The sequence below is a fragment of the Singulisphaera photorubra genome (assembly GCF_045290345.1).
Classification (GTDB): domain Bacteria; phylum Planctomycetota; class Planctomycetia; order Isosphaerales; family Isosphaeraceae; genus Singulisphaera.
The window spans coordinates 3,018,309-3,035,670 of the sequence record NZ_CP155447.1 but is presented as its reverse complement, the minus strand read 5'-3'; the positions used below and the strand labels follow the sequence as shown (position 1 = coordinate 3,035,670).

Annotated in this window: 13 protein-coding genes; 8 read left to right on the top strand and 5 right to left on the bottom strand. The window is 62.6% G+C overall.

The genetic code is table 11. The annotated features are described in order from the left end of the window. Positions 1-294 precede the first annotated feature (294 nt). From V5E97_RS11660 to greA, 6 genes are all read left to right on the top strand, one after another. Positions 295-1,242 (top strand): hypothetical protein, encoded by a 948-nt coding sequence (locus tag V5E97_RS11660; RefSeq protein WP_406699492.1) that lies wholly within the window; start codon positions 295-297, stop codon positions 1,240-1,242. Beyond that, positions 1,164-3,047: a TolC family protein gene (locus tag V5E97_RS11655; RefSeq protein WP_406699491.1), complete on the top strand. Its 1,884-nt coding sequence runs from the start codon at positions 1,164-1,166 to the stop codon at positions 3,045-3,047. Before V5E97_RS11660 ends, V5E97_RS11655 begins: the two co-directional genes overlap by 79 nt. Then, entirely contained in the window at positions 2,944-4,866 is a 1,923-nt protein-coding gene (locus V5E97_RS11650) for an efflux RND transporter periplasmic adaptor subunit (protein ID WP_406699490.1), read from the top strand. Before V5E97_RS11655 ends, V5E97_RS11650 begins: the two co-directional genes overlap by 104 nt. A 53-nt stretch (positions 4,867-4,919) precedes the next feature. After that, a complete protein-coding gene (locus tag V5E97_RS11645; protein ID WP_406701149.1) occupies positions 4,920-5,657 on the top strand; it encodes an ABC transporter ATP-binding protein in 738 nt (245 codons plus the stop codon). Positions 5,658-5,746: 89 nt separating this feature from the next. Next, positions 5,747-7,024, top strand: coding sequence for an ABC transporter permease (locus V5E97_RS11640; protein ID WP_406699489.1), 1,278 nt, complete (start codon positions 5,747-5,749; stop codon positions 7,022-7,024). Between the two features lie 295 nt (positions 7,025-7,319). Further along, positions 7,320-7,799: a transcription elongation factor GreA gene (greA, locus tag V5E97_RS11635; protein WP_406699488.1), complete on the top strand. Its 480-nt coding sequence runs from the start codon at positions 7,320-7,322 to the stop codon at positions 7,797-7,799. 54 nt (positions 7,800-7,853) lie between these two features. Here the strand turns inward: greA and V5E97_RS11630 are convergent, their stop codons facing one another. The 4 genes from V5E97_RS11630 to V5E97_RS11615 all read right to left on the bottom strand — a co-directional run bounded on the left by V5E97_RS11630 (position 7,854) and on the right by V5E97_RS11615 (position 11,680). Beyond that, positions 7,854-8,570 carry an RluA family pseudouridine synthase gene (locus V5E97_RS11630; RefSeq protein ID WP_406699487.1) on the bottom strand — a complete coding sequence of 239 codons (717 nt, stop codon included), beginning with the start codon at positions 8,568-8,570 and terminating at the stop codon, positions 7,854-7,856. Positions 8,571-8,679: 109 nt separating this feature from the next. Next, a complete protein-coding gene (locus V5E97_RS11625) occupies positions 8,680-9,120 on the bottom strand; it encodes a hypothetical protein (RefSeq protein ID WP_406699486.1) in 441 nt (146 codons plus the stop codon). A gap of 312 nt (positions 9,121-9,432) precedes the next feature. Next, positions 9,433-10,053 (bottom strand): superoxide dismutase, encoded by a 621-nt coding sequence (locus tag V5E97_RS11620; RefSeq protein WP_406699485.1) that lies wholly within the window; start codon positions 10,051-10,053, stop codon positions 9,433-9,435. Between the two features lie 121 nt (positions 10,054-10,174). Continuing rightward, complete coding sequence (locus V5E97_RS11615; RefSeq protein ID WP_406699484.1) at positions 10,175-11,680, bottom strand: matrixin family metalloprotease; 1,506 nt, start codon at positions 11,678-11,680, stop codon at positions 10,175-10,177. 580 nt (positions 11,681-12,260) lie between these two features. Between V5E97_RS11615 and V5E97_RS11610 the strand changes: the two genes are divergently transcribed. Further along, entirely contained in the window at positions 12,261-14,165 is a 1,905-nt protein-coding gene (locus V5E97_RS11610; RefSeq protein ID WP_406699483.1) for an efflux RND transporter periplasmic adaptor subunit, read from the top strand. A 424-nt stretch (positions 14,166-14,589) separates the two neighbouring features. On the opposite strand, the gene V5E97_RS11605 is transcribed toward V5E97_RS11610, so the two are convergent. Next, positions 14,590-15,177 (bottom strand): glutathione peroxidase, encoded by a 588-nt coding sequence (locus tag V5E97_RS11605; RefSeq protein WP_406699482.1) that lies wholly within the window; start codon positions 15,175-15,177, stop codon positions 14,590-14,592. Between the two features lie 364 nt (positions 15,178-15,541). Between V5E97_RS11605 and V5E97_RS11600 the strand changes: the two genes are divergently transcribed. After that, positions 15,542-17,107 (top strand): thiamine phosphate synthase, encoded by a 1,566-nt coding sequence (locus V5E97_RS11600; protein WP_406699481.1) that lies wholly within the window; start codon positions 15,542-15,544, stop codon positions 17,105-17,107. Positions 17,108-17,362: the final 255 nt, after the last annotated feature.

The following is a 17,362-nucleotide window of genomic DNA, read 5'->3' as shown; positions in this document are numbered from 1 at the left end:
CGCGTCCGCCAAGGGTAGCCAACTACCACTGCAATTTCGGCCGGTTGACGACCTTGGCTCCATCCAAACCATTCAGTCCACACGATGTAAGGAGTCAACGCTTTGCATTTTCGGCTCAACCCGCACGACCCCTACTTCCGATAAAGTTCGTAGACGGGGACACCCATGCCCCGTCGCTGCCATCTATTAAAGGGGTCATCCCGCCCCTCAATGGCCTCTGGTGGTCCCTGACCGGACCTCTCAGGTCGGAGCGGGCATTCGTGCCAATCGAACGTCGCCCGAGGCGAAGAAGCCATGACACTCAAAGCCCACCAGACGAGCCCATCGCGTCGTTCCCGAATCCGGGTTCCACTCCTGATTGTCCTCGCGTTGGGGACTCAGTCTGGATGCACCCGGGAATTTTTCCGGGAATGGGCCAACCAGGACGTCACCGAGGCTATCTTCGAGAAGAGTCGCGATCCGCGCTGGCGGATCGACCTCTTCTCGGTAGAACCGCCCGCGCTGTCGCGATTCGCTGACCCGTACGACCCCGACGCCCCCCCCGCTCCCCCTGACGACTATGCCGCCCAGGCGTTGTCACCCGCGCCCCAGTGGCCCGACAACCGCCTGATGGTCCCCCTGGAAGGGACCGGCTACCTCGACATGCTCGACACCTGGCAGCGTGAGAGCATGCAGGCTGGCGACGCCCCCCCTGCCACTCCCAGCCCGATCAAACCGAGACGGACACCGGCCCCCGCGCCCACGGACATCGAGCCGGCCCCCCCCGTGCCGTCCGGGACAATGTCGTCGCCCTTTGGTACCGGAGGGAATTCCGGGACGCCGCTCGAGGCGATACCGCCTAATTCTCTATCGGTGCCCCCACCTGCTGCGAATCCGCCCAGCGACGATGTCAATGCTCCCCAGGCCCGCGTCAAGTCGCGGGACCCGGGCCTGCGACTCGCCGCCTTCCAGCAGACGGGGATTCAAGAACCGACGACTCTCTCGCCCTCGACGACCCCGCCTCCCGGGTTGGAGGGTCCCCGACGTCCTGAGGTTCAGCCACCGCCGATCGGCATGGACCCTGCCCCGATCCAGTCGGATTTGTCGGCTCCGTTGACCCCAAGGCCCGACCTCACCCCTGAGCAATACCGTGAGTCCGAGGAAAAGGGGACGCGATTGCCGGGATGCTCATCCCTGACGAGATCAACTTCAATGAAGCGGAGGCCGCGGGCTTGCCCAGAAACAGCCGCCCATACATATTGACGATGGAGCAGGCTTTCAGACTCGCCCTGATCAACGCCCGCTTCTATCAGTTCCAACTGGAAAACGTTTACACAACCAGCCTGGCAGTGACACTCCAACGGTTCGCGTTCCAGCCGCAGTTCTACGCCGGCCTCACGCCGCTGACCGGCACCACGGCCGGAGGGATTCCCGCCCCGAACCCGATTAACCAGTTCATCTATCGGACCAGAGAAACGGGGACCCCGATCTCCTCGCTGAGCGTCGGAACCGTCGCCGGAGTCGGGAAGGTCTTCAACAGCGGTGGGCGGCTCCTGATGGGATTCGCCAACCAGGTCGTGTTCAACTTCCTCGGCCAGAACTCTCGCCAGCCCAGCGTCCAGTCGTTCTTGCCGCTCACACTCGTCCAGCCGTTCCTCCGAGGAGGCGGCCGTGCGGTGACCCTGGAGGCCCTGACTCAGGCCGAGCGTGACTTGCTCTACGCGATCCGCAGCTTTGCCAAGTTCCGTCAGGAGTTCGTGGTCGCCACCCTCGTGGGCGGAACCCCGATCACGAACTTCGGGTCGACCCTGCAGACCCCTGGGTTCTCCGGAGGAGGCAACTCCGACCCGACCGTCGGCTTCCTCAACGTGATTCAGGACATTCAGATCCTCGAGAACGACCGCAAAAACATCGCGGCCCTCGAACGCCTTTACATGATCTACACCGAGCTCATCAAAGGTGAAGCCTCCGGCCTCACCCAACTTCAGGTCGACCAGGTCGACCAGAGCTATCAGCAGGCCTTGCAACAGCTGGTGAACGACCGGACTCAGTTCCGCTCCCAACTCGACCAGTTCAAGATTCAGCTCGGGATGCCGCCGGACGTTCCCTTGATCCTCGATCGGACCCTCGCCTTGAAGTTCAAGCAGGTCTTCGACGGGATTGACGACTGGCAACGCGATCCCAAGCGGAATCTCACCGATCTCCCCCAGTACGCAGCGAACCTTCCTGACCTGGCAGACGTGAATATTGATGGCAGGTCGGTCCTTTCCGTGTACAATACCGGAAAAGATAACGAAGATGATCTGGAAGACCTGCTTCTGGCCGCCGAACGGGTGACGCTCGAGCATCGATTGGATTTGATGAACGAGCGGGCCAGGCTTTATGACGCCTGGCGGAAGATTCGGGTCTCAGCCAATGCGTTGAAGGGGATTTTCAACGTCACGCTCACCAACCAGTTTCTCACTCCCCCCGCAACCACGAACCCGTTTGCCTTCGTCGATCAAGCCAAGCAATTTTCGCTCGTGCTCAATGCAGAGCTCCCCTTGGTCCGCTTGAATGAGCGGAACCAGTTTCGAGCGACCTTGATCGGCTATGAACGTCAGCGTCGATCGCTGCAAGCCTTCGAGGACAACCTGAAGTATCAGATCCGAATTGACGTCAGGAATCTTCACCAGCAGTACTTGACTTATGAAATCAATCGCAAGAACTTCACCCTTGCCGTCCGCCTGAAAGACCAGGCGTTCGAGCAGATCATCGCACCGCCACAAGGGGCCGCGGCCGGGGGGGGTGGAACCGCCCAGGCAGCCAACGCGGCAACCCAGACGACCAACCTGATTAACTTCCAACGCCAGTTGCTCACCCAAGAAAACACCCTAATTACGAACTGGCTCGGCTACGAGACCGCCCGGCTCACACTTTACCGAGACCTCGGCACCTTGCCCTACGACGAATGGGAGGCTTACCGTGAACTTTTCCCTGCAAACTACGGAAGCGCCGGCACCGGCGGCGGAAGCCGAGCCATCCGCGCACCGGGAGCTCCCCGACCTGAAGAAGCCGGCCAGCCGTAAATCCAACGGCGGCAAGACGTTCTTGGTCGGCCTCGTGGTCGTCCTGATCGTCGCCGCCGGAATCGTGCTCGGGGTGCCGGGGATCACAAAGTCAGTCACCGGCCTGTTCGCCTCGAGCACCCGCGACATCATCAACTACGAGGTCCGACCGGCAACGCTGCCGGTCACAGTGACCGAACGCGGCACCTTGGAAAGCTCCAAGAACGAGGACGTCTTCTGCCAGGTGGAGGGATCCACGACGATCATCTCCATCGTCCCGGAAGGCAAACGCGTCACCAAGGGCGAGCTCGTCTGCGAGCTCGACTCGGCGGCCCTGAACGACCAGTTGACCAACCAGTACATTGCAACCTCGGGAGCCGAGGCGTCCTACCAGAACGCTAAACTGACCCGGGAAGTGGCCGAGATCGCCGTCACCGAGTACAAGGAAGGCGTCTACCTCCAGGAGTTGCAGACGGTCAAGGGAGAAATCGCCCTGGCCGAGGCGGAACGAAAACGCGCGGAGGACCGACTGGAATGGTCCACGCGCATGTTCGACAAAGGTTACGTCTCGTTGGCCCAGCGGATCGCCGACAAGGTCTCGCTCGACCAGAAGATCTTTGCCTTCGAACAGGCGACGACGAAGAAGTCCGTGCTCGAAAAGTTCACCTTTGATAAGACCATCAAAGAGCTGAAAAGCGACGTCGAGAAGGCCAAATCCGACGAGTTAGCCAAGGATCAGACCTGGGACCTGGAAAAGAAGAAGCAGGCGAAGCTCGAGACCCAGATCAAGAATTGTAAGCTCCTGGCGCCGGGCGACGGCCTGGTGGTCTACGCCAACGACCCGAGCCGGTTCGGCGGCAGTAGCCAGCCCCAGATCGAAGAAGGTGCGGTCGTTCGCGAGCGGCAGAAGATCTTCAGCCTGCCCGATACCGGGCACATGCGGGTCAACACCAAGGTCCACGAGTCGATGGTCGATCGCCTGGCCCCCGGCCTCCAGGCGCGGATCCGCGTCGACGCCTTTGCCGATCAGACGCTCAAAGGCACCGTCCTGGATGTCGCTCCGCTGCCCGACCCGAACAGCATGTTCAGCTCGGACGTGAAGGTCTACACCACCCACGTCACGATCGACAATGGCCTCTCGGGGCTGCGGCCGGGAATGACTGCCCAGGTGGAAATCCTGGTTGCCCAGATCGACAACGTCCTGAGCGTTCCCGTGGTCGCGATTCTCGAGTACCAGGGGAAAGACCATGTCGCCGTCAAGCGGGCCGACGGCACCTACGACTGGCGCACCGTCACCGTGGGCACCTCCAACGATAAGCTCGTCGAAATCCGCGAGGGCCTCAAAACAGGTGACCGCGTTGCACTCAGCCCCCTCCTTCTGATGTCCGAGGATGAGAAGCGCGAGGCGTTCGGGGAGTCGGGCAAGGCCGGCGAGGCCTCGAAGAAGGATTGGGGAACCACCCCCAAACCCCAGGTCGGAGCCGTCGCCACCGCCAGCCCCGACGGCAAGGCGGCCACGGATCCCGAGGCAAAGGCCAAGGCCAAGGGGAAGCGAACCGGCAAGGGCCAGCGAGGCGGCGGCTTCATGAGTAAGATGGATCCGGCCATCCGCGAGAAGTTCCAGAGCGCCAGTCCCGAAGAGAAGAAACAGATGATGATTGACGCGGGCGTCCCCGCGGAACGCGTCGACGCGATCCTGCAAGGTGGCGGCGGCGGTGGTGGTGGTGGTGGAGCCGGTGGCGGCTTTGGAGGCCCTCCCGGCGGTGGCAGTGGCGCGGGAGCGGGAGCAGGTGGCGGCGGAGGCGGTTTCGGGGGCGGCCGTGGGGGTCCGAATCAGTGAACATCGCGACGAAAGTGATCGTCCGCCTGGTTGACGTTCGCAAGACCTACGTGATGGGCCACGCCAGCGAAGGGGGCTTCTTCAGCCGCCGCAAAGGCACAACCCAGGCCGTGACGGTCCACGCCCTGAAGGGAGTCTCCGTTGACTTCCATCAGGGCGAATACATCGCCATCATGGGAGCCTCGGGGTCGGGCAAGAGCACCATGCTCAACCTGCTCGGCTGTCTCGATCGGCCGACCAGCGGTCAGTACATCCTGGGGGACAAGGACGTCGCCCAACTCAGCGACGACGAACTGTCGGAAGTGCGGAGCCGCTACATCGGCTTCATCTTCCAGTCATATAACTTGATCCAGCAGTACACCGTCACTGAGAACATTCAGCTCCCCCTGACGTACCAAGGGAGTGGCGAGATCACCGAGGAAGTCGAGCGCAGGACCCAGGAGCTCGCGCGAATGGTCGGCCTGCACGAACGCCTCGATCACCGCCCCAATCAACTCTCCGGCGGTCAACAACAGCGCGTCGCGATTGCCCGCTCGCTGATCAACGATCCGTACATCATTCTGGCCGACGAAGCGACCGGCAACCTCGACACCAAGACCAGCCACGAAATCATGGAGATGCTCGGCAAGCTCAACGACGGGGGCAAGACCATCATCATGGTCACCCACGAAGACGACATCGCCGAGCACGCCAAGCGGATCATCCGCATGCGCGACGGCCAGATCATCGACGATGGCCCGAGCCCCCGAATGCAGGCGCTCGCGGCGGCCAACGGCGTCAGTCACACCTGAAGCCAATCTCGGCGGCAGTGGGTTCGGCCCACTCTGTTCCTTCCTTTTCGAGACCTGTGGGCCAGCCCCACCGAACCGAAGAAGCCATCATGGGACGCATCCTACGGGGAATTCGACTCGGGCTCAAAAGCCTGCTCCTCCATAAGTTGCGCTCGGGACTCACCGTCCTGGGTATCGTCTTCGGCGTCGCCGCGGTGATCTCGATGCTGGCCATCGGCGAGGGGTCGAGCCGCGACGCGCAAAAGCGATTCGAGCAGCTTGGAGCCACCAACATCATCGTTCGCTCGGTCAAGCCGACCGACGAATCCCAGTCGACCGGCGGTCGACCGGCCCGAATCCTCGCCTACGGCCTCAAATTCGCCGACTTCGACCGGATCATGGCCACGGTGCCCACGATCAAGAAGGCGCTGCCGATTCGCGAGCTCCGCAAACAGATCCGGCACCTCAACCTGGAAATCGACGGCCGGGTCGTCGGGACGACCAGCGACTACGACAAGTTCAACCACCTCGAGATCGAGCGCGGGCGATTCCTCACCGAAAGCGATAACGCCCGCTACGAAAACGTCGCCGTGCTCGCCTCGGAGACCGCCAAAACCCTCTTTCCCTACGAAGACCCCATTCACCAGACCGTCAAACTCGGCGCCGACTACTACAAGGTCGTCGGTGTCACCCAGGAACGCGCGAGCACCGCGGGAATTGGCGGCAGTCTGGCCGCGCAGGAGTTCAACAAGGACGTCTACATCCCCCTGAACACCTGCAAGCTCCGGTTCGGCGAACGGATCATGAACAGCCGGGCTGGGTCGATGGAGTTCGAGGAGACCCAACTCTCCCAGGTCACACTCCAGGTGGGCAACCTCACCGAGGTGGGCCCCACCCACCCGATCGTCGAGGCCGCCGTCAATCCGTACCACCCCAAGAAGGATGTCTCCATCATCGTGCCGCTCGACCTGCTCAACGAAGCCAAACGGACGGCTCGGCAGTTCAGCATCATCCTCGGCACCATTGCCTCGATCTCACTCCTGGTCGGCGGCATCGGTATCATGAATATCATGCTCGCCACCGTGACCGAACGGACCCGAGAAATCGGCATCCGTCGCGCCCTGGGCGCCAAGCGACGCGACATCACCCAGCAGTTCCTCATCGAAACCGTCGTCCTCTCCGGTGTCGGCGGCCTGCTCGGAGTCAGCCTCGGGATCGCCATCCCCCAGTTGATCGTTTACTTTATTCCAGAACAGAAGGCGGTCGTGACCGGCTTCTCGGTGCTCCTCTCCTTCGGTATCTCCGTGGCCATCGGCATCCTCTTCGGGCTCTACCCAGCCCAGCGAGCCGCCATGATGGATCCTATTGACGCACTACGACATGAATAATCGCTCACACGCCTGGGCACTGCGTAAGTCCCCAGGCGACCAACCCCAGCCCATCACCTCATGCACGCGTGTCAGGCTTGGGGTTGCGTCCGGCGATCGTGGAGACTAGTCTGAATTGCGATATTGACCGCGGCACCGGGTCCACCCGGGCGCCGCGGTGTTTGCTTCTAGACTTCCAAGGGACTTCCCCACACCATTCCATAGACCACTGATGCGTTCCCGAGCGGCGTCCAATATTAAGCTCTAAGCCCTAATAAGCGCGACGCGGCCGCAGGACGATTGGGAGCAGATAGGCATGTCCACGGATCGAATTCCGATGTCGAAGGAAGGCTACGACCGACTCAAAGCCCAGCTCGACAAGATGAAAAATGAGGACATGCCCCGGATCGCCGAGCAGATTGCCACGGCCCGGGACTTCGGCGACCTTTCCGAGAACGCCGAATTCGACGCAGCCTGCGAGGCGCAGGGCATGCTTCAGGCGCGGATCAACGAACTTCAGGATAAGCTTGGCCGCGGGATGATTGTCGACAAGTCGACCCTACCCACCGACCGCGTCGTGTTCGGCTCGCGGGTTCGCGTCCTCGACCTGGATATGAACGACGAGGAAGACTTCATTCTGGTCGGGCCCGGCGATGAAGACTACGACCAGAACAAGATCTTGCTGACCAGTCCGATTGGGCAAGCGCTGGTCGGCAAAAAGCTGGATGAGGAGGTCGAGGTGCCCATTCCCGTAGGAACGTTACGACTCCGGATCGTTAAAATCGCGATAGAATAAGCCGCGGAAGGAGCGGTCACGGCCGGCGATCGAATGCGATCCAGGTGGAGCCGGCTATTCGACCTCGGGGATCGTCGGTTTGGGCAAGACGATCCCCTGCTCCGCCCAGGTGCCCGGCAACGGCGCGAGCAGGTCGAGAGTGGTGCCCAGCGTGGGGTGTCGGACCCGAAGCGACCTGGCGTGCAAGGCGATGCCTCGAGTAAAGGGCCGGCCGGAGCCATACGCCAGATCGCCCAGGATCGGCAGCCCGCGGTGGGCTGTCTGCGCCCGAAGCTGATGAGTCCGGCCCGTCTCCGGCCAAAGGCGGAGCCAGTTCGTGTTTTCCGGCAACCGCGTGGCAGCGCTCTTCCGAAATCGAGTGACGGCCAGGCGCGTCCCCGGCGCCTCGGTCTCGCTCGAATGAACGACCCCCGAACTGTCTGGGTCCGTCAACCAGTCATCCCAGCGCCCTTCGTCACCCCAACGGGCGGTCGTCCCTTCGACGATCGCCCAATACTCCTTGCGCGGCTCTCGGGCGGCGAACTGGGCCGCTAGCCGCCGCGCCGCCTTCAGGGTCTTGGCCCAGAGGATGACCCCCGAGACGGGTCGGTCCAGCCGATGCACCGTGCCAAGATACACCGAGCCCGGATCGTCGGGACGGAGGTAGCGACGAACCCTCGCCTCGAGCGTCGATTCCGGGCCCCCGATCGTCCCCTGGGTCAGCTCGCCCCCCGGCTTGACGACCGCCAGGCAATGCGCGTCCTCATAGAGGATGGTCAGAGACTCGTCCATGGCGAAATCGGGCCCACCAATACCGCTGGCATCATGCCGGTTGCGACGATTCTCGGTGGCGACCGACGCATTGGAGCGCGGGCCACCTCGAACCGCGACAACGGACTGATTATTGAGGCGCAGGGGCTGAACCCGGCAGATCGGTTCCTAGCGTGCCCGGAATCGTGGGGGCGGCCGGCGACGTAGCTGACGGAGCAGCCAAGGGGTCGGCTCCCATCTCCGGGGGAGGAGCCAGCGTCGAGGTACCCGGAGGTCCGTAGGCGTTAGCCGTCGGCGCCCCATACTTGTCGGACGCACCCGGTGCGGGCGTCCCGAACTGGCTGGCCGAATCTTGCGGCATTCCTGGGGGCGAGCCAGGACCACCCGGCAATGCCCCGGCCCCAGGGCCGGTGTTCGGATGCGGGTCGGAGCTGAATCCGACCGAGGGCTGGCTGCCTTCACTGGCAAACGGACGCCCTGGGGGAACTTCGGAGCGGAGGTTCCGACAACCCGAAGCCGTGAGAAGTGCGGCAAGGCCACAACCGGCCAGTGTCAATTTGAGCCGATCCATCGGCGAGTCTCCTCGTTCTTTGGAAAAAAGACGCGCTTCGCAACCTGCCCTGGAAAGGGCGAGCACGTCGCGGCATCGTGCCGAGGCGTCGAGATGTTCCATGGAACGAGGTGTTTGGCAAAGGGGCTAACGGAAACCGGACGCCGCCAAAAGAGAAGGACTTCCTCCCTCAGCGCGTCCGGATCATACCGAAATCCAGGTATTGGTCAAGCGAACCACAACGGGCCGGAAGTTCCCAAGGCCCGTGTGGAGTGGTCAACCCGTCGCTTGCAGTGGATCGGCACCTGAAAAATGGTTCTGTCAGGGCGTTCGTTACTTGGCCTTGGCCGCGTCGTACCGGCGTCCGATCTCTTCCCAGTTGAGCGTGTTCCACCAAGAGGCGAGGTAGTCGGGCCGGCGATTCTGGTAGTCGAGGTAGTAGGCGTGCTCCCAAACGTCGACGCCCAACAGCGGGGTCTGCCCTTCCATGATGGGGCTGTCCTGGTTGGCGGTCGAGGTCACGGCAAGTTTGCCGTCCTTGCCCACGACGAGCCAGGCCCAACCCGAGCCGAACCGGGTGGTTCCCGCCTTGTTGAGTGCCTCTTTGAACGAAGCAAACCCACCGAGTTCGCTGGTGATCGCCTGTCCGAGGGCTCCGGTCGGCTCGCCGCCGCCGCCCGGCTTCATGATCAGCCAGAACAAGGAGTGGTTGGCATGACCACCACCATTGTTGCGGACTGCGGTGCGGATCCCCTCAGGCAGAGCGTCAAGATTGGCGATCAGCTCCTCAATGGACTTGCCCTGGTGTGCGGGGTGATCCTTGAGGGCGGCGTTGACGTTGGTGACGTAGGCCTGATGATGCTTGTCGTGGTGGAACTGCATGGTCTTGGCGCTGATATGCGGCTCCAAGGCACTGTAGTCATACGGCAAAGGGGGCAGTGAATATTCAGCCATGACGTCGCTCCTTGGTTGGGCCTATCCCGAGGCGTCTCGCCTTGATCCCACAGGGTAGGCTCGCACTTAATAGTTCCGGTGCGACCACCCTACCATACGCTCAAGGACAGCTTCAATGGACCTAGACCCGCGGTCGAACCGCCCACAGCGCGAGCTGCCGATGGAGGGGACGCCGGACCTTGACAGAGGCTGTAGCCACCGCTCGCGCGTTCTTTGCCGAGACGATCAACGAATAGTTCGCATTTTCCGTTCCCGTTGCCGAACTGATCTGAACATAAAGCGATGTACGAGGTTTAAAAATCCGGATCGAAACATCGCCGGTGCCAGCCGCGAGTTGATTGCCGTACCCGTCGAAGATGCGAATGGCCGCGCCCGTCGCGGTCACGCGGTAGACGCCCGCCTTGCCATTCCGGAAGATGAAGTTATCCAGATCACTGGAGGTATCGAGTGTCAGATTGGCAACCGTGACCGCACCGGGGACAGCGCCGAGGTTGGTCGCCAGGGCGAACGTATTGTTTGACTCAAACCGATCCGGGCCCACCTTGCTCCCGATCACGGGGGGGGCGGTAATCATGCCGGGGGGGGTAACCTGCGGCGGCGTCACGGCCGGGTTGTTGGGTGACGTGCCGCCCGTGAACGCGACCTGAAGTTGATAGGCACCGATCGCGAAGGCATCGCTGGTCGCCCCGGTCACGGCAACAAAATAGCGCTGGCCCGGCACGATCTGGGCGGTAGTCACCGAGACATTATTGCTCCAGGCCGACGGATTCGCCGCGGCCCCGAGCAGGTTCCCCGCCCCGTCGTAAAGACTGATCTTGGGGCTGAGTAGACTCACGTTGCCGGCGGCCGCGGTGACTTGCAGGGTCGCCCCTGGAGTGCTGGGGGCGATCACGGTGAAATATTCGGTCGCGCCGATCGAGTTGAGCGCGACGTTTCCCACCGTCGTTTGTCGCACACTCCCCAGTCCGGCCGTGACGTCGATCGCGCTGGACCAGCCCAAGCCGAGCCCCCGAGCTTGGTACGCATCCAGGGTCCGGGGCCCGTAGATCGCCTGGATCCCGGCGATGTCCTCCGGCCGAAGCCCGGCTCGAACCCCCTCATAGTTCGCGAACATGACGGTGTTGGGGTTGAGCGAGTGGTCCAACCCAAGCGCATGGCCGGTCTCATGAAGCAGCACGCTGTAGAGGTCGTAGCCCCCTCCGCCCCCGATCGTAAAATTCTTGGTCGTATTGATTTCGAGGTCCCCGGCTTCGGTCGTCCCCTGGGGAGGAGGGTAGTAGCCAATGGCAAGGGTGGGATTGCTACTGTTTGAAAAAGGTGCCCCGCCGAGCCGGATGTCACCGAAGCGTGGGTCCCCCTGAGACTTGCCAAAGGTCCCGAACCCCAGCGCGGAGTCGGAGACCTGAGCAATATTGATGTTGGCGACGGACTGCCAGGTCGCCAGGGCCAAGGCGAACTGGCGCTGCCAGACCCCGTTGCCGAATTTGGCGTTAAAGGCCGCGTTGAGGTTGCTTGTGCCGTGATCCCAGAGTACGCCGTCGGGAGCGACGCTATACGTGATGTGGCTCGGGTTGACCCAACGAGTTCCGCTGAGAATGTAGTCGTACCCGACCGTCGCCAGGAGCATTCTCTCCTCAAGACATTCCCACTCCAACCGCCTGCGCGACGATTTCCAGCTTCCACCCACCTCGTGTCTCTTCGACCGATGACGCAACTGCAACATGGTGCCGGCTCCAAGATCCTGAATGCTCGTCAAGAGACGGGTCGCTCGGTGTGCGGTCCCACAGGTAACACCGAGAACCGATCAAACGCAACCCAAGCTCACTCCTTGACTTAGGCTCTTAACTCAAGGACCGCGCGACGTGTCCGTAAGGCCTATTTGAAGGCGTCGGCTTCAACGTAACCGTACCGAAGACACGGCATGATTGCGGTGCGACCACGATCCGAGAGTGGCCACGCCGCTTCCTTTCGTCGCTTATTCTAACGTAGTACGACTTTTTCGATATCTCCCAGTAGTCCCAATCTACCAATGACGCGGAACCGCTCTCAAAAGCTTACGTGGCCCGGAGATGGCTTCGGTTGGCGACTTTGGGAAATGATTGACCCCCAGGCGAATCGGTCGATAATAGAGGTGACTTGTCGTGGGTGGCGCACCTGACCGTCGAGTCTGTTTCGTGCCCGCGTTTGAGTTTTGAGAGGGAATTTTCATGTCATCGGATGAGCTTGCTTCGACTCCTCTCGCCATCCCTGATGAGCGTCGGCCATCCTGGCAGCGTTGGGCCTTTGCCGCGGTGGTCACCGGAGCAGTGGGAGCCGGAATTTTCGCGGCGATGCTTCGCCCCTCTCGGGTCTGGTCAAAGACCGCTCCTCCCCCAGAAACCGTGGAGGTCGACCGAGGGGACGTAGCCCTGGTCGTGACCGAGAACGGCACGCTCGAAAGCGCCAACAACGCGACGGTTCGCTGCGAGGTTGAGGCCCTGGTCGGAATGACCGGGGGGGCGGTAAGCAAAACCGCGGGAAACCGGGGTGGGGCGGGAGGGCAGGCGTCAGGCGGCGCCGCGCAGGCAGCCCCCGCATCACCGGCGAAGGCGGCCATGCAAGGCAAGGGGGCGGCGGCCGCCAAAGCCGGCGGCACCAAGGCCAGGGTGACTGGGGCCGGCGTCGCCTCGAAGACGCCAGTCCCCGCCGCAAGCGCAACGGCGGCTAGCTCCAGCGTCATGAAACGACCCGACATCCGTAGCTTTAACTACATTGTCGAGCCGCACATCCCGCTCCGCGGAGCCAAGCCGGTTTCCACCCAGGCGGCCGGCAAACAGCAAACGAACCTCATGATGGGCAGCAGCGGGGGACGAGGAGGAGGTGGTGGCGGCGGCGGACGAGGGGGGTCTGGTCCGACCGAAATGCCCGGCTCGACCAGAATTATCAACATTATCCCCGAGGGAACCCGCGTCGTCACCGGCGACATCGTCTGCGAACTGGATTCGGCGGCGTTTCGCGATGAACTCCAGGCCCAGCAAATTCGCTACGTCCAGGCGCAGTCCTGGGTCGAGCAAGCGAAATCGATCCTCGACGTCAACGAAATCTCCCTGCGTGAGTATCAGGAAGGCATCTATCCCCAGGACGTCCAGTTGATCCGTCAGTACATCATTGGCTGCCAGACCGAGCAGCGACGTACTCGACTCAACCTGGCATGGTCGCGGGATGCGGCCCAGAAAGGCTTCCGCGCCAACGCCCAGGTCAGGGCCGACGAGCTGGCCGACCTCCAAGCCTCTTTCGTTCTATCCGAGGCCGAGGGCATGGAGCACCGGCTCAAGAACTTCACGATGCCCCGCATCATGAAAGCCCGCCTGGCGAAGATCGAGGCCATCAAGTCCGACCTCTCCTCCCAAGAATCGGCGTTCGCGCTCGAGACCCAACGGCTCAAGCGACTCGAGTTGATGATCGCCAACTGCACGATGCGCGCCCCGCGGGACGGCATCATCGTCTATGCCAACCAGACGAATAGCTGGGGACGGGTCGAGGCCCAGATCCAGGAGGGCGTGACGGTGCGTCAGACGCAACCGATCTTCTACGTCCCCGACCCCAGGAACATGCGGGTGAAAGCCCGGGTCAACGAATCGAAGACGAGCCTGATCCACAAGGGTCAGCGCGTGATCATTCGGATCGACGCCTTCCCCGGCCGTCCCCTCCAGGGAACCGTTAACGAGATCACTCCCATCCCCGCGCCGGCCAGCATCTCGAACCTCGATGTCCAGGTTTACTACGCCACGGTCAACATCGATTCGGGCGGTTTCGACGAACTCCGCCCTGGCCTGAGCGCCGAGGTCAATTTCCTGATCGAGTCGCGCCGCGAAGCAACGCGAGTCCCCGTCCGTGCGATCCGCTGGGTCGACGGCCAGGCCTACTCCGCCCTCGCACGAAAGACCTCAACGGGAACGACCAGTTGGGAGTGGAAGGCGGTCACGCTCGGGGTCGCCGACTCCACCTACGTCGAAGTGCTCTCGGGACTCGAGCCGGGCGACCGCGTCTCCGCCAACCCCAGAACGCTCACTCCTCCCACAAAAACGGTGGCCGGCATCAGCACCGAAGCCAAATCGTTATCCCCGGGCTGAGGCTCAATGGACGGCGTCTGAACCAGGAACCAGGTCAGGCCGTTACGCTGACCACTTCTCTCACCTCCGTCTTGCCGGGATTCCATCAGCAAACCAAAAGGGGGACCGAAGCTCATGCTTCGGTCCCCCTCTTTTTTTTTGATTTTTCACAACGATCCGCGCCAGAGCTAAGGAACCATTGATTCTTGCGGTTTCCGCCACCGATTGGTTTGCAGTAGCACGACCGACCCGGCTGTAATTCCCTCGGGTCGGCGCAAACCCAAAGGAATGGCCCTGGGCCGAGGGGAATACGGCCGGGCCGGCCGTGCTACGGATTCGACCGGGGCGAAAATCCATCGAGATTCTCGCCCAGTTGCGGATCGTTGATTTTGTAGGGATTGTCGCGAGTCACGGCCGCCAATCAGAGTCAGGCGCCGGGTTCAAGTCACTTCGCCTCGGCCAGCGCTTTCTCGATCTCGCTGGTGACCTTGGCGGATTCGGGTGCGTCCTTCGGAAGGAAGCGAGCGATCACTTCTCCCTTGCGGTTGACCAGGAACTTGGCGAAGTTCCAGGAAATCGGGCCAGCGAACTTGGGGTTCGTCTCCGGCTCCGTCAGGAACTGGTAGACCGGGTGAATGCCTTCCCCCTTCACGACGATCTTGGAGAAAAGCGGGAACTTCACATTAAATTTTGAACTGCAAAAGGTTTTGATTTCGGCATCCGAACCCGGTTCCTGACGGCCGAACTCATTGGCCGGAAAGGCAAGAACCTCGAATCCCTGGCCCTTGTACTTCTCGTAGACCGCCTCGAGTCCTTCGTACTGCGGAGTGAATCCGCACTGGCTGGCGGTATTGACGATCAAGAGAACCTCTCCCTTGTACTTGGAGAGATCAACGGGTTTGCCGTCGATGTCGTTAACCTGAAACGAAAGCACTGAGGTGGGTTTTTTGGCAGGCTCGTCGGCGGAAACTACGCAAGTGACCGAGAGCATGGAGAGGGCGACCAACATCAAGGGCATCGTTCGGTCGAACACGGTGGGTTCCTGAAGTTAGAAAAAAGAAAGGGGGGTGGGACCGAGTGGCAGAGCGGTGGAGAGTCCGCAAGCGCCCGCGCATTGTCTTGGGTTGGAACTCTCAGGACAATGTCCTTATCATGGCAAGAGCCAAAGCGGAAATCAAGCGAGCCGGCGGCCAGAAGCAGCACGTTGGCTCGCTTGTGAACGCGCCCCGTCAAGATGGGCCTAGCCTTCCCGCAAACCGCCTGGGCAAGCCGCCGATCTGAAGTCGTCGGGCGCGTCGGCGAAACACCAATGCACGTCGCGATCGGTGATGGGCGACACGAACGTTGTCGCGTTTCGGTCCGCTTCCGACGACAACGAACGGATAGGATCAGGTCTCATGCAGGAAACGTTCACCGAGGGAGCGATTCGGGCCCTCGAGCGGGCAGTCAACCGGGCCCGCCATCGAGCCGCCAAAGCCGTGGAACCCACGGATCTTCTCGCCGCCCTGGTCGATGAGCCCGAGAGTCGCGCCGCCGAGATTCTGGTCCAGTTCGGCCTCGATCCGGCCCAGGTGTGGTCAGCGCTCGGCGTCGTCGCGACCCTCCCCGAACCCGTGGAGCCGGATCCGGGTGATGACTTGCCCCACTCGCCCGCCCTTCGCACCGCACTGAGTGACGCGAAATACCAGGCGAGAGCCTTTGATCGGACCCGACTCGTTGGCACCGAATACCTATTAGCAGGTCTGGTCTCCAGCGCGGGGCCGGCCGCCGACATCGTGGCGGCCGCCGGGATCGAACTGGAAGGCCTGCTGATTCTCCTCTCGCCCGAGTCGGTCGCGGAGGTGTTGCCGCTCCCCTTGGATTCGGAAATTCCCCCACTCGAGCTGACCGAACCGGGCCAGGGCGTCGACCTCGGGCGAATCCTCGACGCCTCCGCCAACCGGGCCCGCGAGGGCCTGCGGGTCGTCGAGGATTACGTCCGATTCGCTCTGGACGACGCGAGCCTCACCCGGCGGATCAAGGACGTGCGGCACCGCCTGGCCGCGGCCGTTCAGGGCCTGGACCTCGACACCTTGATCGGCGCTCGTGATACGCGGGGCGACGTCGGCACCCACATCATGACGGCCTCCGAGCAGGCCCGCGAAAACCCCCGCGCGGTTTTGACCGCCAACTTCAAACGCGCAGCCGAAGCCCTGCGCACGCTGGAGGAGTACACCAAACTCGTCGATGTCTGGCTCTCGGGCCGGTTCGAGGTGCTTCGGTACGACGTCTATACTCTGGAAAAACTGACCCTGACCGCCGCCGGATCGAAGCGAGCGTTGGGAGAGGCCCGCCTGATGGTCCTGGTCGGTGGCCTGCCGACCCTGGGCGACCTGACCTGGGTCGTCGGCGAAGCCCTGGCGGGCGGTGCCGACCTGATCCAGCTCCGCGAGAAAAATCTCCCCGACCGCGAGTGGCTCCAGCGGGCCCGCGAGGTCCGCATCCTGACCGCCCAGGCCCGGGCCCGTTTCCTCGTCAATGACCGCCCGGACCTGGCCCGGCTCGCAGGGGCCGACGGCGTCCACCTCGGCCAGGACGACGTCACCCTCCGAGACGCACGCCGGATCGTCGGACCACTCTCCCTGATCGGAGTCTCCACCCACGATCGCTCGCAACTCGAGCAGGCGATCCTCGCCGGCGCCGGCTATCTGGGCGTCGGCCCCGTTTTCACGAGCGACACCAAAGACTTCTCCGACCTCGCGGGCCTCGCCTTCGTCCGCCACGCCGCCGAGACCACGACCCTCCCTTGGTACGCCATCGGAGGCATCAACGAAGAGAATATCGATCAGGTCCTCGAAGCAGGAGCCCGCCGGGTCGCCGTCAGTTCGGCCGTCATCCGGGCCCCGAGTCCTCGCCGCGCCGCGGCCGCCCTCCGCGCTCGCCTCGAAGCATTCGACCCAAGTTCGGCGTCGGGCGTGCCCTGAGAAGCCCTCGATTTCCAGACGTCATGGGTTGTGAATCGAGTCTTCCCAAGCGGTTCCCTGTCGTCGAGCCACCGTTCCGCAAGAACGGCCAGCCGGGAGAATGTCTCGTTCCCTGCCCCTTGGGCAATCGCCCCCACATGGCCGTCTTCGTCAACCAACAAATGGAGCGGAAGGTTCGAGTCCGTCACCCCAAACGTCCGGCAGGTTTCCGACGACGCCAGATACACAGGCAAGCTCGACTTCGACTGACCGACG